This window comes from Aquimarina sp. EL_43 (genome assembly GCF_943422735.1).
Taxonomy (GTDB): Bacteria; Bacteroidota; Bacteroidia; order Flavobacteriales; family Flavobacteriaceae; genus Aquimarina; species Aquimarina megaterium.
On sequence record NZ_CALSBR010000001.1, the window covers coordinates 3,426,193 to 3,450,210 of the forward strand.

The following is a 24,018-nucleotide window of genomic DNA, read 5'->3' on the forward strand; positions in this document are numbered from 1 at the left end:
TATCTCTAAAGACAATAAAATCATAATGCACTAGACGAAAAGATATTATGAAAAAAAATAAAAAAATAAGTAGTGGCGTAAAAGTGGGACTTATAGCTATTACTATTAATATTATTACTGTTGCGGTCTATATCTACCAAACAAATCTAATGCAAAAACAGCAACATGCTTCAGTATGGCCTTATTTGGAATGGAGAATTATTTATAACCAGAATGATGGAGTAGTGTTAAAAGTTCGTAACAATGGTGTTGGTCCTGCAATAATTAACAAAGCAGCTATAAAACTGGATAATAAATCTGTTCCGGTGTTAGATTCCTTATTTTCTAAACTTCTTGGAACAACTCAATTTCCGCATCTAACATCAGAAGTTCAAAATCGAGTCTTACCCGCAGGAGAATCAATCAACATGATAAAAGTTGTTGACCCAAAATGGGCAGAACTTCTTTATGCGAAAGTGAACGAAAGTAATTTTGAAATGAAAATATGCTACGAATCCATTTACGAGGATCAATGGGTATGTACCGGGACTACTGTTAAAGAATCTAGATGTAATTAAAACCTTTTAATAAAGGCTCTTATTTTTAACTTTAAAACATATAATATCAAAAGTTCATTTTATTAGAAAATGAAACGAAAAATAAAAACTCCTAGATAGAGAAGAAAATAAAAAACACAATCAAAATATTTTGTCATATGAAAGATACAGACCCACCAATTATAGTAGAAGAAACTTATATGACGACCCTAGAAAATGTTTGGAAAGCCATAACAGAATTGGACCAAATGAAAAAATGGTTTTTTGAACAAATTAAATCGTTCGAAGCAAAAGAAGGATTTGAAACACAATTTGTTGTCGAGGTCGAAAACCGAAAATTTACCCACCTCTGGAAGATAACAGAAGTTATACCAAATCAAAAGATAAAATATAATTGGAGATATAAGGAATATAACGGAGATTCATTTGTAACATTCGAATTGTTTGAAAACAAGAGTCATGTTAAACTTAGGTTGACCACCGAAATAATACACAGTTTTCCATCAAACGTTCCAGAATTTACAAGAGAGAGTTGTGTAGGAGGTTGGGAATACTTTATCAAAAGTAGTTTAAAAGAATACTTGTTGTCGAAAAAATAGATATATAATAAAACCCAATGCCCAGAGATGCCAAGTCACTACTTAGGTTTATCAATTCCTTAATGAATTATGGATAGCAAAGAAATTAAAATAAGGCAGCTTGTAGAATCAGATAAATCACAATTGGCAATACTTGCCAACAATAATAATATATCAAATAACTTAAGAGATTATTTTCCGAGTCCTTATGATGAAGAGGATGCTAAATCCTTTATTAAAATGACAATACAACAAGATCCTACAGTAAGCTTTGGAATAGAGTTTAGAGGAGAATTTTGTGGAGTTATATCACTGATACTACAAGATGATATGTATAGAAAATCGGCAGAAATTGGGTATTGGTTGGGAGAACCCTATTGGGGCAAGGGGATTACTACAAAGGCAGTAGACCAGATAACCAAGTATGGATTTGAAAAATTAAACCTGATCAGAATATACGCAGGAGTTATTGAATATAACACAGCTTCGATGAGTGTCCTCGAAAAAAGTGGATTTAAAAAAGAAGGAATATCCCAAAAGGCAATTATTAAGAATGGTAAAATTTGGAATGAACATAGATATTATATCTTAAATGAAAAGGTGTAGTAGAAATTATTGCAATACTCAATAGATAAAAAAGGTGATTTTAAATTTTGAAAAATGAAAATAACAGAGATTGAACTCAATAAAGAATACCTCATTACTAAACAAAGTAAGGATATAAGTTACTCTGATGTTTTTCAATTAAGAACAACATCGCTAAAAGAAGTGCCCAAACCAAAAGATTGTATGGTAGCATTCTTTAAAGCCTTCTCACCATTTTTTATAAAACTATTGCTCTCGAGAGAAAAAATAGCCAAAAATTTGGGACTAAAAACAGCCACTAAACGTACTCAAGTAGAAAGAGAAGCATATTTGAACGAATTTGAAGGTAATATTGGAGATAGCATCGCATTATTTGATGTGCTAGACAAGAATGATATAGAATTGTTAACAGGACAGACAGATAAACATCTAGATTTTAAACTATCTTTTATTAGTTATGAAGAAGGGGACGACAAGATAATGGAACTAGCTACCACAGTAAAAATTCATAATACCTTAGGGAAAATATATTTCTTTTTAGTAAAACCGTTTCATCGATATTTTATGAAAAAGATATTTATGAAAATGGAAAAAGAAGTAATGCTTATAGAAAAAAGAAAACGCGATAACACAGTAAAGTGACCTTTTTTTACTTTAAAAATTTTATCACAATCAAGGTATTGAACTAAAAATACATCAATTTTAAGGATCACAATTTTAAAAATGCAATATTCTGTAAACCTTTACTATATCTAGTCTAGGCGTTATTTTGATTTTATTTTTGTAACTACCAGACAATCAATATAGTAAAAAACCTTTGGTTAATTGATTTCTGTTAGATATATTTGCAGTGTACTAGATAACTAATACACTAACCATGATTCAAATTAAAGACTTACGGTTCTATTATCCAAAAAGCAAAATAATCCTTGATAATATCACTTTAGATTTTACTCCGGGAAACATTTATGGACTTTTTGGTAAGAATGGTGAAGGAAAGAGTACATTAATGAAGATAATGACCGGATTGTTATTTCCAAAAGCAGGTTATTATAGGGTTTTGGGTAAAGATATTTCAGGAAGAAATGTAAAATGTCTTCAGGAGATTTTTATGGTACCAGAAGATTTTGAGTTACCGAGACTTAAGATTTCTACCTATGAGCAAGTAAATTCTCCCTTTTATCCCAAGTTTTCCCGAGATCAATTTTATAAACTAATAGAAGAGTTTAAGCTTTCTGCCGATGAAAATATATCAACTCTTTCTTTTGGTAATAAAAAGAAAGTACTTATTGCCTTTGGAATAGCAACAAATACGAAACTCTTACTTATGGATGAACCTACAAATGGGTTAGATATTCCATCAAAAAGTCAGTTTAGAAAGATTATGGCTCTGGCAGTCGATGAAGGAAAATGTATTATTATTTCTACTCATCAGGTTAGGGATTTGCATAGTTTGATAAATCATGTAGTGATACTGGATCAATCCAAAGTAGCATTTAATCAGCCGCTTTCTAATATTTCTGAATATTTATGGTTTGGAAAACCTATGCGGGATGAAAAGGAGTCTATTATTTATTCTGAAACCTCTTTTGGAGGAAAAGCTATGCTTTTTAGACAAGATAGAGATGAGACAGAAGTAGATCTCGAATTATTATTTAATGCTGTTTTAAGCGAATCTAATAAAATTAATAATGCCTTAAATACATTTCATGATGGAACAATTTAATGTTAAGAGAATAGGCAGTTTTATATATAGAGATGTCATACTTCTTAAGGGAGCAATAATTACTACTTTATCTGTTGTAAGTGCTATTTTTTTTATTGTCTTTTTGTTTAGTTTACGAGGGGATCATCAGATTACGAGTGGTGAGTTTATGAGCATATTCGGTAAGTTTTACGTAGCATTAGGAGTACTATTTATTTTCTCGATTTTTAAAGAAGCACATAACCAAAAATCGAATCATTTGTATTTTTCATTACCGGTTTCATCTTATGAAAGAATTGCAGCGGCCTGGCTTAGTACTTTTGTGATATATACTCTTGTGTTTTCAATTCTTGGTTTTTTAGTAGGACAAATAACAATTATACTAGGTAGTATGTTTTCTGAGACAAATTTCCATTTGTTGCCAATATTTTCAGAAAGCTACTGGCAGTTGGTTAAGGTGTATTTTGTTATACAGCCGGTATTTCTCTATGGCGCTATTGCATTTAATAAAAATAGAGTGGGGAAAACATTGCTTGTTGTTGTGTTATTTGTTATTGGGTTGATATTACTGAATATGATGCTTTTCGGGATGCTCAATTACGATTATGATGTGTTTTCTGGAGAAAGACTGGCTTCAGACGCATTTGATAAAACCGGGCAAGATTTCTCTGGAATAGGAAAAGGATTTTTTATGGGCATTTTTGCCCCATTAATGCTATTGGCAAGTTATTTTAAGATAGTAGAAAAGGAAGTTTAAGAATGGATTTTGATAACAGCAAACCTATTTATTTACAAATCGTAGATGTTTTCTACGAGAATATACTTGTAAAAAAATGGCAGGAGGGCGAAAGAATACCTTCTGTAAGAGAGATTGCTGTCATGGTAGAGGTAAACCCTAACACCGCGATAAGAGCTTTTACCTATTTGCAAGAACAAGAAGTAATCTATAATAAAAGAGGGATAGGGTATTTTGTTTCAGAAAATGGGTATAACAAGGTCCTCGATATTAAAAGAAAAGAATTTATGGAAGATCTTCTTCCTGATATATTTAAAAAAATGAGATTACTGGATATAAAATTTGAAGAAGTAAAAGACTCATTTAACCAATATTTAAATAATATAGATCATGAAAACAAGTAATTGGATTGTAATAGGTGCATTAGGAGCTGTTATTCTTTTTTTTCTGGCTTTTCAGTTTTCTATGCATGATAAAGTTAGGGAAGGAGAGTTACGAGAAAATGCAATTCAATATACAGGGAATATGATATCCGAAACAAGAAATGTTTCTGCATTTAACAAGATATCAGTTACTCATGGTATTGAAGTCTTTTTTAAACAAGATAGCGTAGCAGAAGTAAAAGTAGAGGCCTCAGAAAATTTGATGACCTATATCAAAACCGAAGTGAAGCATAATAAATTAATCATCGAAAAAACAAAGAGGGAAGAAAAAGGGGATACCGTGAGAATATTTGTTTCTAATCACCAGTTGGATTCACTACAAGTAGCCTCAGAATCATACTTTGAAACAAAAGGCACAGTTTCTGGAAAAGATTTAGTGCTAAAATTTACAGATGACAGTAATGGGAATCTCGAATTGTCATATGAGTCGGTTAAATGCTCTGCCACACCTGGGTCTAATGTAAAATTAAAAGGAAATACAAATCAAATCGATTTCTCTAACTAATCAATAGAGAAGAAAATTAAATTACCATCAATCAAAAAACGAACAATTATGAGTTTAATCAAAAACGAAGATTACCAGGTACAAAATAGGACCGCAAGAATAGCAGGACTAATTTATTTATGTGTTGTACTAACTGGAATCTTTAATCTAGTGTATGTACCCTCAAAACTTATAGTATGGGATGATGCCTCGATTACATTTAACAATATAGCTACATCAGAAATGTTATTTCGAATGGAGATTTTAAGCGGATTGATTAGCTATGTATGTTATATAATGTTACCAATAGTTTTATACAAATTACTTAAACCGGTACATAAAAACTATGCAATATTAATGGTAGTATTTGCTATTATTAGCGTTCCTATTTCTTATCTCAATATACAAAACAAAGTCGATGTTCTTTCATTAATTGGTAATGCAGAATATCTTAAAGTGTATACCGCAGAACAGTTACAAGCACAGGTAATGTTGCTTTTGGAGTCTTACCATAATGGAATTCTTATTGTTGAGGTATTTTGGGGACTTTGGCTTTTTCCTTTTGGATATCTGGTTTTTAAATCAGGCTTTCTTCCTAAAGCGTTGGGTATTTTGTTAATGATTGGTTGTTTTAGCTATTTGATAACTGTATGTGCAGGACTACTTTTTCCTCATTACAAAATTCCTTCTTTCGTGATGCTTCCTGCCAATATAGGAGAAATAGGTTCTTGTCTGTGGCTATTAATCATGGGCGCAAAAAAAATAAATCAACATACATAACTAATAGTTAGAATACATATATCTGGACAAAATGTTTAAAACCTAAGCATTTTAAGTTAAAAAAATCATCATCATCAATCAAAAAACGAACATTATGAATTCAATCAAAAAAACTGGTCAAATCGTTGGAATATTATTTTTAGTACTATTTGTAACTGGCGCTATAGGTAACCACCTAAGAGGATTATCAACTTCTCTTATAGAGTCTCAAAATTTCTTAAATGAGGTTTTTGAAAATTCAGTACAAATGAAAATAGCTATGCTTTTAGATTTGGTTGCAAATGCAATAGGAGTTGGGATAGCAATTGTATTGTTTCCGATTCTAAAACAATACAATAAAAGTATTGGGTATTGGTATTTTGGCTTATGGATTACTGGATTTATACTTACAATTGTAAGTAATATTTCTCATTTGTCTCTAGTATCATTAAGTCAGGAATTTATAAAAGTAGGAGCGCCAGATGTAGGCTATTTTGAGACTTTAGGGATTTTAAAGGTAGAAGAATATTATTGGGCTCATTTTTTGATTCTAATTATTTTTAGTTCAGGAGCGTTATTGTTTTACTATACTCTGTTTAAAACAAGACTAATTCCTCGATTCTTATCTGTTTGGAGTTTTCTGGCAGTTTCAATAGTTTTTGTAGTATCATGGTTACAGATTTTTGACTATAGTGTGAATTTTATTTTTTATGGTCAAAATGGTATACATCTGCTATTTTTTTCATGCTGGTTAACGATCAAAGGATTTAATTCATCTACAACGTTTTCTAAATCTGTATAATCAGGATATATAAATCGAAGACAATATCGGGCAATTGTAAAGACAGTTGCTTATAGTATCATCAATCATCATCATTAATCAAAAAACGGACAATTATGAAATCAAAACACGATATCACAGACACGTTAGAAAACGATTCTGTGAGCACTAAAAAAGTACCAAAGTTCTATTTGTATGCGATGCGCGCTATTTACCTCCTTACCTTTTTAAGTTTAGGATATAATACGTGGTCAGAAATTATAAACCCCAGTGAGGTTTGGGGGCCTTATGATGGAGTAACCTATAGTTTTTGGGCTGCATATGCTACTTTGATGGGTTTAGGAATACGATATCCTTTAAAAATGTTGCCTTTACTATTACTACAATTATTTTATAAGTCGGTATGGGCGGTAGGTATTGCATATCCTTTATGGTCTTCTGGCCAATTAGATTCGACTTCAGAAGGATTTCTCAGACCGTTTCTTATGGCAATTCCTATTGACCTTATTGTTATTCCCTGGGGATATGTGTTTAAAAACTACATAAAGGAACTTTTTAAATTTAGATAGCCTATACACTTTTTTTAATATACCTCTACATGTGTTAGTTTCTAACTTCTTTTTATTAGAAGTTAGAAGCTTGATGCTTATCATCAACCATCATCAATCAAAAAACGAATACAATGAAATCAGAAAATAGTAGTGCAAATATTGCACAACCTAAAGCCGTGAGAGCAGATAAAGCTTTAAGTGCCACAGTGGCATTTTGGTTCCTAATAGCTGTTATTGGTCAATGGATATTTGTGTATTATGTAACTTTCTTTTATGGTAGTGCTGCAGTAAAAGGAGATTTTGAAAAATGGAATGAAGTTCTTCCTCATGGATATATTCCTGGTGAAACCATGGGGAATTTAGCCGTTGCCTTGCATATTGTATTAGCGATCATTATTATAGTAGGTGGCCCACTTCAATTTATTCCTCAGATTCGTATCCATGCCCGCACTTTTCATCGATGGAATGGACGTATATATATCTTCACTGCACTATTGATTGGTGTTGATGGGCTTTATATGATTTGGACTCGTGGTAATATAGGCGGGCTTGTTGGTCAGGTAAGTGTTAGTATTAATGCTTTTTTGATTATGTTTTTTGCTATTATGTCCTGGCGAACAGCAGTTGCTCGTGATTTTGATAAACACAGGCGATGGGCACTTAGATTGTTTTTGGCGTCTAATGGCGTTTGGTTTTTTCGTATTGGATTAATGTTTTGGCTTTTTGTTAATGGTGGCCCAGTCGGTTTTGATCCAGAGACATTTCGGGGACCATTTCTTGTATTTCTGGGTTTTGGTCAATTTCTAGTGCCGTTAGCTATTCTTGAACTCTACCTGAGGGTGCAGAATCGAAGTGGTACTTCGGGTAAAATAGCGATGACAACTCTTCTTTTTTTTCTAACTATTATGACTGGTATTGGAATTTTTGCTGCCACCATGGGGATGTGGCTTCCTCGAATTTAAAGTACACCTGTAATCACTAATCAATATTTAGAAATGAAGAATCAGAACATGATAATAGATAATCAAGAAGTCAACAAAAAAACCGAACTGGAAAAAGTATGTGATAAACTCTATGAAGTTGAGAAGACTAAAAACTATAAAGAGTTCTATGCTTTTATAAAAATAACAAGATTACCTTTTATTCCTTGTTATGAGAAAAATACAGAAACAGTTTATCAAGAATGTTTCAGAATTTTGCATAGAATTGGCGAAATATCAATTCCTGTGTCTGTAGCGTTATCTATGCACTATTACATTCTGGCATCATTATCTTCTTTCCCTTTTTCAAAGAAAAGTATACAATACTGGAAAAGAGAAGTTCTGCTTAAAAAGATAGAAAAAGAACAAATATTGATTGCCAATACCGGGTCGGTACGCACTTTTAAAGAGGCTTCTGGTAACAAAGGTATAGTGGCACAAAAAGAAAGGGACTTTTATATAATAAATGGTCAGGCGCCATACATGTCATTATCTGGTGTGGCAGATTATTTAGTATTCACAGCAACATTAACCAAAAACACTAAAGCAGTATTTTTTCTACCAGCAAATGATAATAAAATCGAATTCGAAGATGCTGCATTTGGGGATACTATGAAAGGATCGTTTACAAAATCAGTTGTTTTCAAAAATTTAATAGTGAGTAGTACCAATGTTATTAAACTAGATAACACAGATGAAGAGAGGTGTGAACTTTTAGTTTATCAGAGATCGTGGTTTCAGGCATTGGTACCAGGTTCTTATCTTGGAGCTGCATTTTGTGTGATTTTGCACTTAAAAGCTTTTAGTCAAAAAAAAATCAAGAATGATAAAAAATTATGCAAGTCAGATAATTTTATTGATAATCTTGGAGAGTTGATGATAAAATATAAAACAGGATATATGCTATGTGAGAATGCAGGAACAACAATAGCAAATTTTGAAAAAGGAAATAAGACATCATTAGAAAAAATATTTGAAACATCTGTAGCAGCAAAGTATTTCTCGACACATTTTTCTGAAGAAATTGTTAATGAAGCACGATATATAATGGGATCAAAATTTTTATCCCCCAATTCTTTAACCAATAAAATTTATAAAGAAATAGTATATGGAGTTTTACAGCCCATGACCGATATAGACATAAAAGAACATTTTGGCAAGTCATTAATGAAGTAATAAAGATTGTAATTTCTTATAATATATGAAGCACCATAAAAAAAAACGCATGATAATGTGCAACCTTTTTTTACATAGACTGTCTAATCTTGATATTGGACTATATGAAACAAAAAGGGACAATAGATAGAGACTTGATTAAAAAGGTGTTAGATGGTGATTCTAGTGCTTTTGAAGCTATTATTTCCAATACTAAAGGATTGGTTATCCAGATCATTTATAAAATGGTTAGGAACCATGAGGACAGAAAAGATCTGGCACAAGAAGTATATTTAAAAGTTTATGATAAGTTAGACGGGTTTAAATTTAATTCTAAGTTATCTACCTGGATTGCAACCATAACATATAATACTTGCTTAAATTATCTGAAAAAGAAAAAAATACCAATTCTGGATATAGACAAAAATGAGGAAAAAGAACTTTGGGAAAAGATAAGCATTAATACGTTCTGTTATCCTGATAATCAAACAGAAGCATACATTTTTAAAAAAGAACGTTCTCAAATATTGACCTTAGCAATAGAGAAACTACCTCCTTTATACAAAACCCTGATTACGCTTTATCATAATGAAGAATTAAGTTATTCAGAAATTACAGATATTACAGGTTTACCAGAAGGAACCGTAAAGAATTATTTGTATAGAGCTAGAAAAAAACTAAAAGAAAACCTATCACTTAATTATAAAAAAGAAGAGCTATGAAAATACAACACCTGTGTGATAAAGATATTCAGGAATATATTTTTGATACATCAAATTGCAGTAGTGATATTATTGAACATATTAACTCATGTGAAGTATGTAAAAAGGTTTCAGAAAGTTATTTGTTATTGTCGGGAGAACTTAAATCTCAACCAGAACCCGTGTTAGATTTTAATTTAACAAAATTAGTCTTAGACCGGTTAACTTTACCTAAAAAAGAGCCAATCTATAATTATTTGCTCTCTTTTATAATCATAATGAGTATAGGAATTACTTTTTTCACCATTTATATTTTTAGAGATGTATTCAGTAATATATTTAGTGCCAATATTACGATCTCAAACTATTTTATCGTTAGTATAACGATCCTTATTTCATTGTTTCTTGGCTTTGATATGTACAGATCTTACTATAAAAAAATAAATATGTTGAAGTATTAACAAAAGGATTGCAACATTTAGGAAAGGTCGTTGTCTAATCCCATATAAACATAAAAAAGATACAGATTATGAACTCAATATTTATTACTCCAACACAATATATAGATCCAGATTTTATTAAAATGGGTGTCTTTATTTTTATCATTGTTTTGGTTATGCTCTTTGTGTTGTTAATTATTAGAAAAATACTAGAACATAAACTAAAAAATAAAATCATAGATAAAGGAATATCTGAAAATATTGTCTCTTCAATTCTACAAAGAAAATCAGATAATCATCATATCAATATTAAATGGTTTGCCATTTTAATGAGTGTAGGAATTGGACTATTCATTGTTAATTATACACTGCCTTTAGGAATACATTCTTTTGCTATCATGGCGATCAGCATTTCGATTAGCTTTTTACTCTACTTCTGGTATTTAAAGCGATTTGATAAGTAATACTTTTTAAAAACTAAAATCAAAAAACGACAAGTTTATATGCAGCCCTCAAAAAGGGGGCTTGGATAAATACGTCCTAATATTAACCATAGAAAAAATTAATACAATTATGAAAAAAGCATTTTTAACCTTAATCAGTCTCATTATATTATCTGGAGGAACAACTTCATGTGCACAAAAAACAGAGAAAGATGAATTTATCATTAAAAAAATAGATAATTACTTAAATGAAAATATTTCAAATGGGTTTTCGGGAGCAGTTTTGGTAGCAAAACAAGGAAAAGTTATTCTTAATAAAGGATATGGCTTAGCGAATAGAGAAGATGATATTTTGTATTCATCTAATACAGTTGCTACGATTGGGTCTACAACAAAACAATTTACAGCAACTGCTATATTAAAATTAGTAGAGTTTAATAAAATAAAGGTAACCGATCCTCTAAGGATGTTTTTTACTGACCTGCCAAATGATAAAAAAAACATCACTATTCATCAACTATTAACACATACTTCGGGGCTAATTGATGTAATTGGTAAGGGAGATTTTGATTATATCCCGAGAGAACAGTTTTTCAAGACATTATTTGAAACAGAATTAATTCAGAAACCTGGTTTAAAATACAGATATTCTAATGCTGGTTATAGTATACTAGCGCGAATTATCGAATTGGTTTCCGGACAGGAGTATGAGCATTTTTTAAATGAGTATTTGTTTAAACCTGCAGGGATGAAACAAACAGGGTATTTTATTCCTGATTGGGACAAAAAGATGATTGCAAGTGGTTATATGAAAAATGTTATACCTGTAGGAACGATGATTGAACGGTTTCATAAAGCAGGTAATAAAGTATCATGGACTCTAAAAGGAAATGGAGGAATACACTCTACTCCCGAAGATATGTATAAATGGTATTTGGCTCTAAAATCGAATACGATTTTATCAAAATCACTAACAAAAATATTAACTACACCGTATACTCCAGAGCAGGAAAGCAGATCAAGTCATTATGCTTATGGATGGGCAATTTTCAACTCAGATAGAAATACAAAAATTGTAAGCCATAACGGGGGAAATCATATATTCTTCCATGATTTTATATGGCTTCCAAAAGAAGATGTGGTAATAATATTTTTTACAAATGCTACCAGTAGAGAAGTAGAACTAGCATGGCCTATAGAAAAAATGATTTTTAATGCAGATTACCAGCCAAAACCAATTAAAAAAAACCTTAGTTTTTTTATACTTGACTTCATTAAGAAAAATAAAATAAACCAGTCGAATGTTTTAACAACAATGATTAAAAAAGAGTATAGCTCTGATCTAAGAAATGGAGATGCTCTTAATGATATGGGATATATGATATTAAGACAAGAGAAGAATCCTGATTGGGCAATAGAGTTATTTAGATTAAATGTTCAGCTATTTTCGGATAATGGTAATCTTTGGGACTCTCTTGGTGATGGATACAAGAAAAAAGGAGATAAAGAAGAAGCAATTAAGGCATATCAAAAAGCATATGAACTAGACCCTTCACTTGCTGCATCAATTAATTCATTAGCAGAGCTTGGTATTAAGGTTGAAACGAAGGTGAAAAAAGAAGCTGTTGTTGATCATTCGATCTTAAAAAGTTATATCGGGAAATATGAGCTTAAACCAGGATTTGTACTAACAGTAATGTATAAAAATGGTAAGTTAATTGTTCAACCAACCGGTCGAGATGAGATATCAATGTTTGCAGAATCGAATGAGAAATTCTTTCTGGAAAAAATAAATGCTAATATTAGATTTAATAAAAATGATGATGGTAAAGTAGAAAGTTTAACTCTCATAGAGAGTGGAGAAGAAATGCTAGCGAACCGATTATAGAGTATACAAAACAAAAAACATCCCGAATTAATCGGGATGTTTTTTGTTTTAACTATCGTTGTCGTTGTACTATAGAACTATTTTTTTTCTTCTGCCTGACGACTTGGTATACTAGCTAATTCTACCTCGAAAATAAGATCGGTATTTGGCGGAATCCCTCGATTACCTCTTTCACCATAAGCAAGATGAGAAGGAATAAAAAGTATAGCTTTGGAACCAACATTTTTTAGTTGTAATATACCTTCTCTAAAACCAGCAATCATTTTTGCTTCTGCAGAATATGGCATTTGTGCAGGTGCATATCCTCTTGGATCTGCAGCTCTACGCTCATTAAAAATCCCAAGTTCTTTTGCCTTTTCTGCAATATTAGTATCAAAGACTCTTCCATCCGAGAAATATCCTGCATAATTTACACCTACAGTTTCTCCCGGCTTAGGTTGTTGTCCATCTCCTTGATTTGTATGTATAATTTCAAGACCGCTTTCTAATTTTGTTGCTGTACTTTTTAATTCATTAAACTTTGCAGCAATAGCTTCATTACGTTCCTTTTCTAATCGTTCTTTCTCAGCTTTTTCTTCTTCAAGAACTTTTAACTTACCTGTAAATGCAGTTTCGGTATTAAAAGCTTTGGCATCCGAACCTTTACGAATGATGTTCACTTCCATCATTTTTACTTCTGCTTCTGGCTTATCTCCAGGACCTGTTTTTGCAACACCAATACTATCAATAATGTCTTGTCCTAAAACAATTTCTCCAAAAACAGTATGTTTTCCATTTAACCATGGAGTTTCTTTTAGTGTAATAAAAAACTGACTACCATTGGTATTTGGGCCAGAATTAGCCATAGATAAGATTCCTTTTGATTTATGAGTAAGTGAATCTACAATCTCATCCGGAAATTTATACCCTGGATCCCCTGTACCGGTTCCTAATGGATCTCCAGTTTGGATCATAAAGTCTTTGATTACTCTGTGGAATATAATTCCGTTATAATATTTTTTTCCTTTGTAAGTACTATCGACCATGGTATTGGTGCCTTCTGCCAGCGAAACAAAGTTGGCAACCGTCATAGGCGTAAGATCATAGTGTAATTTTGCTACTGCTGTACCTTTGTTTGTAATGATTTCGGCATAAATACCTTCTTGTAGATCTGGATATTTTTCATTACAACTGTTAAACGCTAATGCAATAATAGCTAAGAATAATAAATTTAATTTTTTCATTTTTGTTGGTAATTAATTTTCTGTTGTTGATTCTTTTGTAATTGTGTTAAGTGTTACTTCTGCTATTAACGGAATATTTGTGCCAATCTTATTATCATCCCCATAATATCCATATGCTTGATAAGAAGGAAACAGAAATGTGACCATTTCACCTTGCTTCATAAGCTTTAATCCTTCTCTTAGACCTAAAAAAAGTTCTTCTTTATCAATGCGATATGTAATTGTATTTAATTCTTGCTGTGAATAAATTACTGTACCTCCTAAATCTTTTACATTATAATCGAAGGTTACCACATCTCCAAATTTTGGCGTGATAGTAGATACAGTGTCCTTTTTAGTATAGAAATACCAGAATCCTGTTTCTGAGGTTATATAAGTATGAGTAGAATCTTCATTAATAATTTTTTGAATTCTAGCTTCTTCTCTTGCTGCAAGTTCCTTATTGCGATTAATAGATTCATTTATAAAAGAACCAGATTTAATACTTACTGGTCTTCGGGCTTCAGGTGTTTTACAAGAAGAAAATAAAAAAAGAAGACAAAGCGTGTGAAGGGCTAATCTCATTGATTTAGGACTTTTTTATAAGTTGGTAAGATACTAATAAATTTTTCAACAGTATTAGATAATGAGAGATTACTTCTTCCACCGGCTGCATTATTATGCCCCCCTCCTTCAAAATGATTTCTTGAGAATTCGTTTACCGAGAAATCACCCTTAGAACGTAGGGAGATTTTAATAATTTCTTCTCCTTTATTCTCTATAAAAATAGCGGCAAATTTAATTCCTTTTATAGAAAGTCCGAAATTAACAAAACCTTCGGTGTCTCCTTTTTTGAAATTATGTTGATCCAGTTCTTTTTGAGATAAAGTAATATATGCTGTTTTATATTCTGGGAGCACTCTTAGATTATTTAGAGCAACACCTTTTAATTGAATTTTGGACAGTGTATTGGTGTCATAGATATTTTCGTGTATTCGTGTATTATCTGCCCCTCGATCAATTAAATCTGCTATTACTTTATGAGTAATACTCGTTGTAGATCTATATCTAAAAGATCCAGTATCTGTCATTATTCCAACATAAATACAGGTAGCAATCTCTGAGGTGATTTTATCCAAGTCATCTAGTTTTTCTATAAAATGATATATCATCTGGCAGGTAGAACTCATACCAGGGTCACTATAAGTAAATTTTGCGTAATTGGCAGGTTGTTGATGATGATCAATCATAATGAAACTGGTTTCGGTTTTTGCCAAAACGTTTTCCATATCACCACTTCTAGAAAAGTGATTAAAATCTAAAGTAAAAATAAGATCTGCATTTTCAATTTTTGATAAAGCAATTTTGGTATCATTATCATACTTAAGAATCGTATTTTCACCGGGCATCCACTTTAAAAAAAGAGGGTAATCATTTGGTGTAATAACCGTAACATTATGCCCCAAAGAAATAAGATAGTGATATAATGCCAAACTAGAACCTATGGCATCGCCATCTGGATTTTTATGGGTTACAATTACAATGTTTTTTGAAGAAGAGAGAAGTCCTCTTACCTTGTTTATTTCAATAGTATTCATAGGTCAGCGAAGATACAATAAATAATATTTTAGTAATATTAGAACAATTAATTTTGTTGAGTCACTAAATTTGATAGCCATGAGATATATCGCCAGTTTTCTAATTATGTTTTTTTGTGTACTTCAATTATCATTTGCACAAGATAAGACATCATCATCTTCAGATTTTGTTATAGCTTTCGGGAGCTGTAATAAACAGAACAGTCCTCAGCCATTTTGGAATGAAATTTTAAAGAATACCCCTGATTTATTTATCTGGGGAGGAGACAATATCTATGCAGATTCTGACGATATGTCGAAAATAAAAAGTGATTATGCACTGCAAAACAGTAATCCTGATTATCAAAAATTAAAAAAAGTAGTCCCTGTAATGGCTACGTGGGATGATCATGATTATGGTAAAAATGATGCTGGAGTAGAGTGGAGTAAAAAAGAAGAGAGCCAACAGTTATTTCTGGATTTTTTAGAAGTCTCAAAAGAAGATTCTCTACGAGATCAGGATGGAGTATATACATCAAGGGTTTTTGAAATTGAAAAAGGAAGTGTTAAAGTAATTGTTTTAGACACCCGATATTTTAGATCGGCTTTAAGAAAAAGTACAGAAGAAGGAAGACGCTATGAACCATATGAAAATAACGAAGGGACTGTATTGGGAGAAAAGCAATGGAAATGGTTCGAAAAAGAGCTGGTATCTAATTATTCTGATTTTATTCTTATCGTAAGTAGTATTCAATTTTTATCATCAGAACATGGTTTCGAAACTTGGGGAAATTTTCCGCATGAAGTAAAACGATTAAAAGATATGTTAATACGTAATGGAGTAAGAAATGCAATAATACTTAGTGGAGATCGACATATTTCTGAGTTTTCGATGACTAAGGTAAAAGGGCTTAAATACCCATTAATTGATTTTACATCTAGTGGTTTAACACATTCATATACACAATACAATGGGGAGTCTAATAAGTACAGAATTGGTCGAGTAATCTCAACTCCAAGTTTTGGCGTACTGAAATTTGATCTTGATTCTTATACTGTAACTATGCAGATTAGAGGTGAAAATAATATCGTATTACAAGAGTTTAAACGACAATATCCTAAAAAATAGATCTATTAGGATACGAATAATTGATTTTTAATAATACTCATTTCATATAATAATTCTTGTTTTTGATGCTTTTATATATATTTTTGCACAAAATTTTAAAAATAGGGTTTTTATATACCTAAGTAATAATTTGAAATACTTCTAATTATAAGAGGTATTAGATAACAAAAACATACAATGGCAACAAACAGAACTTTTACAATGCTTAAACCGGATGCGGTAAGAAAAGGATACATTGGAGGAATTATTGAGCAAATTACTGCTTCAGGATTTAGAATTGTAGCAATGAAATTAACTCAGCTTACTACAGATGATGCTGCAGCATTTTATGCAGTTCATAAAGAGCGTCCTTTTTATGGGGAATTAGTAGAGTATATGACAAGTGGTCCGATTGTAGCTGCTATTTTAGAAAAGGAAAATGCTGTAGAAGATTTCAGAACCTTAATAGGTGCAACAAATCCAGAAGAGGCTGCAGAAGGAACTATTCGTAAAAAGTATGCTACTTCTATTAGTGAAAACGCTGTACACGGTAGTGATAGTGATGAAAATGCTGCTATTGAAGGAGCTTTTCATTTTGCTGGAAGAGAGCAATTCTAAAAAGATATATTTCTTATTACAAAAAAAGCTGTCTGTATATACAGACAGCTTTTTTTGTGTTTTATAGATTATACTTTTTCTTTTATTTTTTTAGGAATACCATCTTTATGAAGTAAAATTCCTACGGTTTTCATTCTAAAATATGCTTCAGACATATAAAGATATCCATGTTGAGCTCCTTTAATACCCCAGGAGTTTTTGATTTTATAATACGTTTTTCCTTTTTTATCAACGCCTTTACCAACTAAATGCATTAAGTGATCATCTGTGGTGTTGTAATTTTCGAATTCTTTTTGTCGAGATTCGGGAGTTACTTTTTCTTCTTCAATATATTCTTTAAATGCATCTTCACGTTCTTTCTTATGAGTTAGAATTGCTAAGCCACTTTTTTGAGAAAACCCTACTTCACTTACGTCTCCGTCCCACGCTACCGTATATCCTTCTTTTAAAGCATGATCAACGACTTGTTGTAACTCATCAAGCGAGATATTATGATATATTCCATTAGAGAAATTATCTGGGATTTCCAGAATAAAATCACTATTCATGGGATGATGGGTAAAAGAGGTTAGTGTGATGTAGTTATTTGCATCAATCCCAAGTTCCTTAGCGAACTCAATAGGAGTATAGGTTTTGTTATTATATGTAAAAGTATTCGGTCTTTCCCCAAGATAAATATCTAACATTGCTTCATAACTTTTCCACCAGTTTTTCGAAAGAATTTTGTGTTTTACAGCATTATCAACCATATTGGTTAATAATTTTATTAATTCGCTATGATCATGACGACCCGCACTACCACCTGCAAAACCTGTATACATTTGATTAGGAATAATTCCGTGTTTTTGAATAGATTTTATAACATCATGTGCAAGTGCTCCTTCACTAAATTGGGCTTTACCTTGTCTTAGTATATAATTTCTGGCTTTATCGGTGTATGTATTTCTAACCTGAAATAATTCTGATAAATCGTGAACTCCGTGTCCTAGCCGAGCAATCTCTGACTCGATATAAGAGGTGGTAGAAAAACTCCAGCATGTACCCGTTTTTCCTTGACTAATAACAGGGTTACATTGAAGAGATATTTGATCTGTGATACTATAATCGGGATGTGTTTCTTGCGCATATCCTATAGATAAAAATAGAAACATGCAATTAATAAAAAAGAGTTTTTTCATTTTAGTTATATGATTTGTAGGCGATGAAGGTACAAGAAAATAGATAAAAAAGGAAAACTCAACTAAAAAAATGAAGTAGTTCTTTACCAAAAAATTCTAAAGCTAATATTAGGAGTAATCCCCAAGGATAGTATGTCTGAATTGATAAATTGGTTATTAAGAGAATTTGTTGTTCTAAACTCTCGGTTTAGTAAATTCTTTTTGTTGTATATATTTAGAACAGAGAGCCCAATGCGATATTTTATATTAGGATTGTAACCTATTTTAAAATCATAAATAGCAGAGAAATCTAGCCTGTGATATTCTGGAAGATTATTACTGTTAATCTCATCAAATTCTAAGATTACGATTTCACCACTTTCATCTACTCCAGATACATTAGTATAGGCTTTACCCGTATGCCAAATCCAGCCCAGAGAAAATTGAAAATTATTAAGCTTATAAAATTGAGACCATTTTACGGTATGTTCAATATTCCAATTACCAGGAAACGATTCGTTGTTATTAATACTTTCAAATGTATTACGGGTATTGATATAAGAATAACTAACCCAGGTTTTATAATTTTTAAATCTTTTTTTTAGAAAAAGATCGATACCAAAAATTCTACTTTCTCCTACATGATGGATATTGTCTATAGGGTTAATAAAACCAGAGGTTAATGTAGTAATATCTTCGATTTGTTTATAGTAACCATCAATATCCAGGTACCATTTATTTTTTCTAAAACTGCTTCCTAATGTAAATTGATAACTACTAATCACAGGAAATTGCTCATCATTAGCTAATGTCCAGACTTGATTTTCAAGAGATAAGTCACTCACAACAGATTCTTGAATCTGGCTGGTTGATTGACTTCTGTATTCTAGACTAGTATTGATTTCCCAATTTTTGGTAATATATTTTTGAGCAAATACCCGAGGTTCGATATACGTTTTGTCGAGCTCTGCATAAAAATTGAAACGTAAGCCAGCCGAAACATAAAAGTTTTTTGGATTATCGAATGTGTATTCTGCATATGCTGCATGTGTGTTTAAAAAACGATCATCTTCATCCAGAATTAACTCATAACTCGGAGTTGCAGTAACAAAGGCATATCTAATCGTATTGTTGGATAATTGATAACCACCAGAAATGTTTTGATATTTTGATAGTTTATAATTTAATCCAAGTTCTGCCCCATAATCTCCCACAGTGTTTTTTTTACTTTCGATTTCGGTGATTGCTCCAAGATTTCTGGTAATGAATTGATAATTTAAAAGGTATTTGGTGTAATACCCACTTACTTTGGTATTAAAAGTATTACTGTAGGTATGACTCCATTTAAAATTATATCCTTCATTCTCTGTTGTAAGATCATCATTAAAGGATTCGATAGCATCACTTCTTCTAAAATCTAGGTCATTTTTACTATAAATTGTGTTAATTTCAATTTTATCACTATCTGAAGGCTGTAGAATTAAATTTGCATTATAATCTATATAGAAAAAATCATTGCTCTCATTATTAAGGGCAACAGTCTCGGCAATTTTAGTATTCTGAAAAACACGATCAGAGAGTTGTTTATAGGTAAATGTTTCTAAAACATCGGTATATGATCTTCTTCCTGATACTTGAAGTGATACTTTGTCTCGTATAATAGGAATATGGGCTACCATATCTGCATTGATCATATTAAAACCAGCTCCACCAGAAAAACGTTCTGCAATTTGGTTTTCGGACTTAATATCGATTACACCTGCAATTCGATCCCCATATTTGGCACTGACTCCACTTTTAGAAAAATTAACTTCTTTAGCAACATATGGATTAAATGCAGATAGCATACCAAATAAATGCCCTTGGTGGTACGTTTTTATACCATTCCATAATACTAGGTTTTGATTGGGAGCGCTTCCTCTTACAAATAACCCAGAAGCAGTTTCGAATGGATTGTTAACACCTGGTGTAAGTTGTATGGTTTGTAATATATCTGGTTCTGTACGCCCAGGAAGAATTTCTACATTATTTAAATCAACATGAACTACTTCTTTGTTTTGGGTAATGCCTTTAGCTAAATATTCCTGAATAAAAACCTCGTCCAAAATTTCTTCATGTGCATTGGTAAGATATATTTTAATACACTCATCGGTTAAAAACGATTTTGAATTCAAAATCCTTTGGCGAAATCCCGGAGCACTAATCAAAATAACCGAGTTGTATGGTACCAGATTACTTTCAAAATAACCCTTGTTATCAGTAGTCACATTAGTGCGATTGGCTTTAAAAAAGATTCCTATATCTTTAAGTGGTTTTTGCTCTTCGTCTAAAATATATCCACAAACAGAAATAGTGTCTCTTTTATTTAAGACACTAATGGTAACAAAGTTTTCTCCGGTGATTTTAAACTTTAGTTTCGTTTGTTGTTGTAGTTTTTTTATTAAATCTTCTAGAGAGAGTTGAGGATTTAGCGTTATAGAAATATTTTTATCCTTTATAAAAGTATCAATATAAGAAAACTTAAGGCTATAAAATGCTTCAATTATAGGGATTACTTCGGGGAGTGGTTTATTATTGATAGTAACGACTTTTGCTTCTTCTTGAGAAGAAACAGATATGCTACATAAGAAAATACATACACATAGAAGTCTTATCATTCTACTATTTTTCTAATACCACAGTCTTGCTATCTTTCGATACGCTATACTTCATGCCTAAGGTACTAAAAACTGTTCTAAGAGCAACTTCCTTATTGTTATTAGGGAAAGTTCCTGTATATATAGTTTCGAGATTTATCTCTGTTGTCTTAATTTTTAAATCATATTGTTCTTCAAGCTCCTTAAATACGTATTTGATAGGTATACTTCTAAATGAGCTTGTATTACTTAGCCAAGAAGGCTCTTTAATATCAAAAATCCAGCTTTCTGGATCGGTGTTTTCAAGATTTCTATATCCTTTTCCTGCTGTTAGAATTTTTTTGTTTTCCTTATTGGTAACACTAACTCTACCTTCATAACAAGTAACTTCAAAAAAAGAATTTTGAGATTGCACATTAAATTGGGTTCCTAATACAGAAACTGCTCCGTTTTTGGTAGTAACAGTGAATTTACTTCCTTTTTTTACTTTAAAAAAGGCTTCTCCTTCTAAGGTTACCATTCTGTTTTCTTTCCAGTTTTCTTTATCAAAACTCGCTAAAGATTTAGCGTTAAGGATCATTTCTGATCCATCTGGTAATGTTACAGATAATTGTTCTCCAAAATTAGTGCTGAACGACTCATTGGGATTAAATAAAAAGATTCCCAGAATAATTGCAATCGAAGCGGCAGCCGCAATATAAGGCCATAATTTTATAACCGAATTAGATTTTTCTTTTGCTGTATAACTCGATTTCGATTTTAAAGCAGAAAGTTCTTTTTCTACATCATAATCTTTTAGATTCAAAGCATCAGCGCCAGCCATTATTTTTACATAATACTCATACTCAGGATGGGATTTAAACTCAAGAAGTTCCTCTTCAGAAAGCTCTCCGCTAATCCACCTGGATAAGAATATATCATCTTTTTTATCGTCTAACATAACTTCGGCATATAATATGTGAACGTTTTATTTTTAAATTACCCTACCTCCTTGTATTAAAAAGTTTTTTAGGTTAGTAGGTTTCCTTTAAATATTTCCTATTTTTCCTCTTAGTGTTAATAATGCTTTATGCATCAATTTTTCTATAGCTTTTACAGAAACATTCGATAGCTCTGCAATTTCTTTATATGTCTTTTTATCTATTCGGCTTAACAAGAACACTTCTCTTTGGCGTTCTGGTAAATCGGCAATTGCATTTTTTAATTTTTCCATATACTCTTTCTCAAGAGCAATAAATTCTGGCGATTCGTGGTTGATATCTGTTTTACGTTGTGTAATATAATCTCTGTATTTGAACTTTACTTTTTGATGTCGTGTAATGCTAATACCAAGATTGGTTGCAATAGTATAAACATAACTTTTGGCCTTATCTATCGATACTTTAGAACAATTATTCCAGAGTTTAATAAATGCATCCTGAACAATATCTTCTGCCTGTTCCAGATCTCCAAATTTGTAATAAATATAATTCCTCAAAAGCTTAGAATTACTCTTGAAAAACTTGTCAAAGACTTGCTCGTTACATGTAGAATTATTGTTGTCAGACATTTAGGGGAATAAAAATATATTTTCAAATCTAGATTTTTTTTTCAAGCTATCAAAGAATAAAAAATGAAAGTATGGGGGTAGGGTAATTTTTTTTTAAGCCGTTTCACTTTAAGAGAGGTTTAAAAAGCTTCTGAAGAAAATTTAGTAACCCCTAAAATTATTTACGATGAAAAAACTTGGTATTTGGTATACGTTAATACTTACACTTGTATTAGGATTTACCTCTTGTGAAACTGAAGATTTTAATAGTGACCCAGAGGTTCAGATTGTTATTGATAACAAAGAAGGAAGTGCGGTTTATAGTTTTGAAGCTAAGACAAGCGGGATTGACAATGATGCGCAAACGATCTGGTCTGTAGATGGAAATGATATAGAAGGAGAAGATGAAGAAAATATTATTAATCAGATCTTAGATTACTTGTTTGAGCCTGGTAAACATACCATTTGTGTTAGAATTATAACCGAACAAAGAACAATAGAAGCCTGTACTGATATAGAGGTAGAGGTAGACGAAAATAATCCTTGCCCTGATTTGTTTTTTAGAAGTAAGCATTATCAAGGGCGATCTACTTATAAGTTTTTTGCAAATTTTAGAGGAATTAATGAAGTGTCTTATGGATGGTATATTAATGATAGATTGGTAGAAGATTCTGCACCAGATGAAGATAATTATTTGATATGGGATTTTAAGGAACCGGGAAGATATGAAGTGTGTATCAAAACAGAAACACCAAATTGCCCAGAAGGAGTTTCTTATTGTAAAGTTATAGAAGTAGAAGAATCAAATTTGGTTTGTCCAGAAGTTTCTTTTACAAAAGAAATAGAACCGGGAACGGTAGGGACGTATATTTTTGGAGCCAAGATAGAAGGTACAGATGAGGTAAGCCAAATACTATGGTATGTTGATGGAAAGGTTGTTGAATCACCAAAAAATGATCCACAAGTAGGTAGTAGAACTCTTGTATATCAATTTAATTCTGGGGTTCATGAAGTGTGCCTAAAAGTGATTACACCAGATTGCCCAGAGGGAGTAAAATATTGTAAAGAAATAAGAGTAGGGGATTGCCCGGATCTGTTCTTTGAACCAGAACGAGATGGCGATAAAGCTGCATACTATTTTTATCCTCGTGCATTCGAAGGAATCGATGATGTTACTCTAGAGTGGTTTGTTGATGGGAAATATGTTGGTAAATCACCAGAATTCCCTCATAACAATCCATTTTATCATGAATTTGATGGACCAGGGAGATATGAAGTGTGTTTGATGATAGAAACTCCAGAATGCCCCGGCGGAACATCATTTTGTAAGGTTATAGAATTTGAATAATTATTTGATTTTCTGTTCGCTTCTGATGAAAAGAATAGAATACAAAATATGATAAGTTAGTTAGGTTAGATTAATTAGG

The 24,018-nt window shown here is 31.7% G+C and carries 27 protein-coding genes; 20 read left to right on the forward strand and 7 right to left on the reverse strand.

From position 1 onward, the window contains the following. Positions 1-47 precede the first annotated feature (47 nt). From NNL09_RS14625 to NNL09_RS14705, 17 genes are all read left to right on the forward strand, one after another. Complete coding sequence (locus NNL09_RS14625; RefSeq protein ID WP_196909670.1) at positions 48-557, forward strand: hypothetical protein; 510 nt, start codon at positions 48-50, stop codon at positions 555-557. A 137-nt stretch (positions 558-694) separates the two neighbouring features. Then, positions 695-1,135, forward strand: a complete 441-nt coding sequence (locus NNL09_RS14630; protein WP_196909671.1) for an SRPBCC domain-containing protein — start codon at positions 695-697, stop codon at positions 1,133-1,135. 69 nt (positions 1,136-1,204) lie between these two features. Next, the gene (locus NNL09_RS14635) at positions 1,205-1,720 is read left to right on the forward strand and encodes a GNAT family N-acetyltransferase (protein WP_196909672.1); all 516 of its coding nucleotides are present in this window, start codon (positions 1,205-1,207) and stop codon (positions 1,718-1,720) included. A 54-nt stretch (positions 1,721-1,774) separates the two neighbouring features. Next, positions 1,775-2,341, forward strand: coding sequence for a DUF2867 domain-containing protein (locus NNL09_RS14640; RefSeq protein ID WP_025666256.1), 567 nt, complete (start codon positions 1,775-1,777; stop codon positions 2,339-2,341). A 235-nt stretch (positions 2,342-2,576) separates the two neighbouring features. After that, positions 2,577-3,425: an ATP-binding cassette domain-containing protein gene (locus NNL09_RS14645; protein ID WP_196909673.1), complete on the forward strand. Its 849-nt coding sequence runs from the start codon at positions 2,577-2,579 to the stop codon at positions 3,423-3,425. Further along, a complete protein-coding gene (locus NNL09_RS14650; protein ID WP_196909674.1) occupies positions 3,409-4,161 on the forward strand; it encodes a hypothetical protein in 753 nt (250 codons plus the stop codon). Before NNL09_RS14645 ends, NNL09_RS14650 begins: the two co-directional genes overlap by 17 nt. Positions 4,162-4,163: 2 nt before the next feature. Then, positions 4,164-4,544, forward strand: a complete 381-nt coding sequence (locus NNL09_RS14655) for a GntR family transcriptional regulator (protein WP_025666259.1) — start codon at positions 4,164-4,166, stop codon at positions 4,542-4,544. Beyond that, entirely contained in the window at positions 4,531-5,088 is a 558-nt protein-coding gene (locus NNL09_RS14660) for a GIN domain-containing protein (RefSeq protein ID WP_025666260.1), read from the forward strand. The genes NNL09_RS14655 and NNL09_RS14660 overlap by 14 nt, the downstream gene beginning before the upstream one ends. Before the next feature lie 48 nt (positions 5,089-5,136). Then, positions 5,137-5,847: a DUF4386 domain-containing protein gene (locus NNL09_RS14665; RefSeq protein ID WP_196909675.1), complete on the forward strand. Its 711-nt coding sequence runs from the start codon at positions 5,137-5,139 to the stop codon at positions 5,845-5,847. Positions 5,848-5,941: 94 nt separating this feature from the next. Beyond that, positions 5,942-6,628: a DUF4386 domain-containing protein gene (locus NNL09_RS14670; protein ID WP_196909676.1), complete on the forward strand. Its 687-nt coding sequence runs from the start codon at positions 5,942-5,944 to the stop codon at positions 6,626-6,628. A 95-nt stretch (positions 6,629-6,723) separates the two neighbouring features. Next, entirely contained in the window at positions 6,724-7,176 is a 453-nt protein-coding gene (locus NNL09_RS14675; RefSeq protein WP_025666263.1) for a hypothetical protein, read from the forward strand. Between the two features lie 113 nt (positions 7,177-7,289). Next, a complete protein-coding gene (locus NNL09_RS14680) occupies positions 7,290-8,120 on the forward strand; it encodes a DUF2306 domain-containing protein (RefSeq protein WP_196909677.1) in 831 nt (276 codons plus the stop codon). 33 nt (positions 8,121-8,153) lie between these two features. Next, positions 8,154-9,314, forward strand: a complete 1,161-nt coding sequence (locus tag NNL09_RS14685) for an acyl-CoA dehydrogenase family protein (protein ID WP_196909678.1) — start codon at positions 8,154-8,156, stop codon at positions 9,312-9,314. A gap of 104 nt (positions 9,315-9,418) precedes the next feature. Continuing rightward, positions 9,419-10,015 (forward strand): RNA polymerase sigma factor, encoded by a 597-nt coding sequence (locus tag NNL09_RS14690; RefSeq protein WP_196909679.1) that lies wholly within the window; start codon positions 9,419-9,421, stop codon positions 10,013-10,015. Further along, on the forward strand, positions 10,012-10,455 hold the full coding sequence (locus NNL09_RS14695; RefSeq protein ID WP_196909680.1) for a hypothetical protein: 444 nt from the start codon (positions 10,012-10,014) through the stop codon (positions 10,453-10,455). The genes NNL09_RS14690 and NNL09_RS14695 overlap by 4 nt, the downstream gene beginning before the upstream one ends. A gap of 68 nt (positions 10,456-10,523) precedes the next feature. After that, a complete protein-coding gene (locus NNL09_RS14700; protein ID WP_025666268.1) occupies positions 10,524-10,898 on the forward strand; it encodes a hypothetical protein in 375 nt (124 codons plus the stop codon). 109 nt (positions 10,899-11,007) lie between these two features. Continuing rightward, the gene (locus NNL09_RS14705; protein WP_196909681.1) at positions 11,008-12,765 is read left to right on the forward strand and encodes a serine hydrolase; all 1,758 of its coding nucleotides are present in this window, start codon (positions 11,008-11,010) and stop codon (positions 12,763-12,765) included. A 77-nt stretch (positions 12,766-12,842) separates the two neighbouring features. Here NNL09_RS14705 and NNL09_RS14710 read toward each other — a convergent pair whose 3' ends face one another. The 3 genes from NNL09_RS14710 to NNL09_RS14720 are packed head-to-tail and all read right to left on the reverse strand — an operon-like array spanning position 12,843 to position 15,565. Continuing rightward, positions 12,843-13,988, reverse strand: coding sequence for a peptidylprolyl isomerase (locus NNL09_RS14710; protein WP_025666270.1), 1,146 nt, complete (start codon positions 13,986-13,988; stop codon positions 12,843-12,845). A gap of 12 nt (positions 13,989-14,000) precedes the next feature. Further along, on the reverse strand, positions 14,001-14,552 hold the full coding sequence (gene gldI / locus NNL09_RS14715; RefSeq protein ID WP_025666271.1) for a gliding motility-associated peptidyl-prolyl isomerase GldI: 552 nt from the start codon (positions 14,550-14,552) through the stop codon (positions 14,001-14,003). Continuing rightward, positions 14,549-15,565: a bifunctional oligoribonuclease/PAP phosphatase NrnA gene (locus tag NNL09_RS14720; protein WP_196909682.1), complete on the reverse strand. Its 1,017-nt coding sequence runs from the start codon at positions 15,563-15,565 to the stop codon at positions 14,549-14,551. Before NNL09_RS14720 ends, gldI begins: the two co-directional genes overlap by 4 nt. 79 nt (positions 15,566-15,644) lie before the next feature. On the opposite strand from NNL09_RS14720, the gene NNL09_RS14725 reads away from it, so the two are divergent. Together NNL09_RS14725 and NNL09_RS14730 are read left to right on the forward strand one after the other, a co-directional pair. After that, on the forward strand, positions 15,645-16,673 hold the full coding sequence (locus NNL09_RS14725) for an alkaline phosphatase D family protein (protein ID WP_196909683.1): 1,029 nt from the start codon (positions 15,645-15,647) through the stop codon (positions 16,671-16,673). 177 nt (positions 16,674-16,850) lie between these two features. Then, a complete protein-coding gene (locus tag NNL09_RS14730; RefSeq protein WP_025666274.1) occupies positions 16,851-17,270 on the forward strand; it encodes a nucleoside-diphosphate kinase in 420 nt (139 codons plus the stop codon). A 68-nt stretch (positions 17,271-17,338) separates the two neighbouring features. Here NNL09_RS14730 and NNL09_RS14735 read toward each other — a convergent pair whose 3' ends face one another. The 4 genes from NNL09_RS14735 to NNL09_RS14750 all read right to left on the reverse strand — a co-directional run bounded on the left by NNL09_RS14735 (position 17,339) and on the right by NNL09_RS14750 (position 22,540). Next, complete coding sequence (locus tag NNL09_RS14735) at positions 17,339-18,448, reverse strand: C1 family peptidase (protein WP_196909684.1); 1,110 nt, start codon at positions 18,446-18,448, stop codon at positions 17,339-17,341. Positions 18,449-18,531: 83 nt separating this feature from the next. Further along, on the reverse strand, positions 18,532-21,084 hold the full coding sequence (locus tag NNL09_RS14740; RefSeq protein ID WP_196909685.1) for a TonB-dependent receptor domain-containing protein: 2,553 nt from the start codon (positions 21,082-21,084) through the stop codon (positions 18,532-18,534). A gap of 4 nt (positions 21,085-21,088) precedes the next feature. Further along, on the reverse strand, positions 21,089-22,003 hold the full coding sequence (locus tag NNL09_RS14745; protein ID WP_025666277.1) for a FecR family protein: 915 nt from the start codon (positions 22,001-22,003) through the stop codon (positions 21,089-21,091). 87 nt (positions 22,004-22,090) lie between these two features. Next, a complete protein-coding gene (locus NNL09_RS14750) occupies positions 22,091-22,540 on the reverse strand; it encodes an RNA polymerase sigma factor (RefSeq protein WP_370540752.1) in 450 nt (149 codons plus the stop codon). Positions 22,541-22,778: 238 nt separating this feature from the next. On the opposite strand from NNL09_RS14750, the gene NNL09_RS14755 reads away from it, so the two are divergent. After that, entirely contained in the window at positions 22,779-23,939 is a 1,161-nt protein-coding gene (locus tag NNL09_RS14755; protein ID WP_196909686.1) for a hypothetical protein, read from the forward strand. Positions 23,940-24,018: the final 79 nt, after the last annotated feature.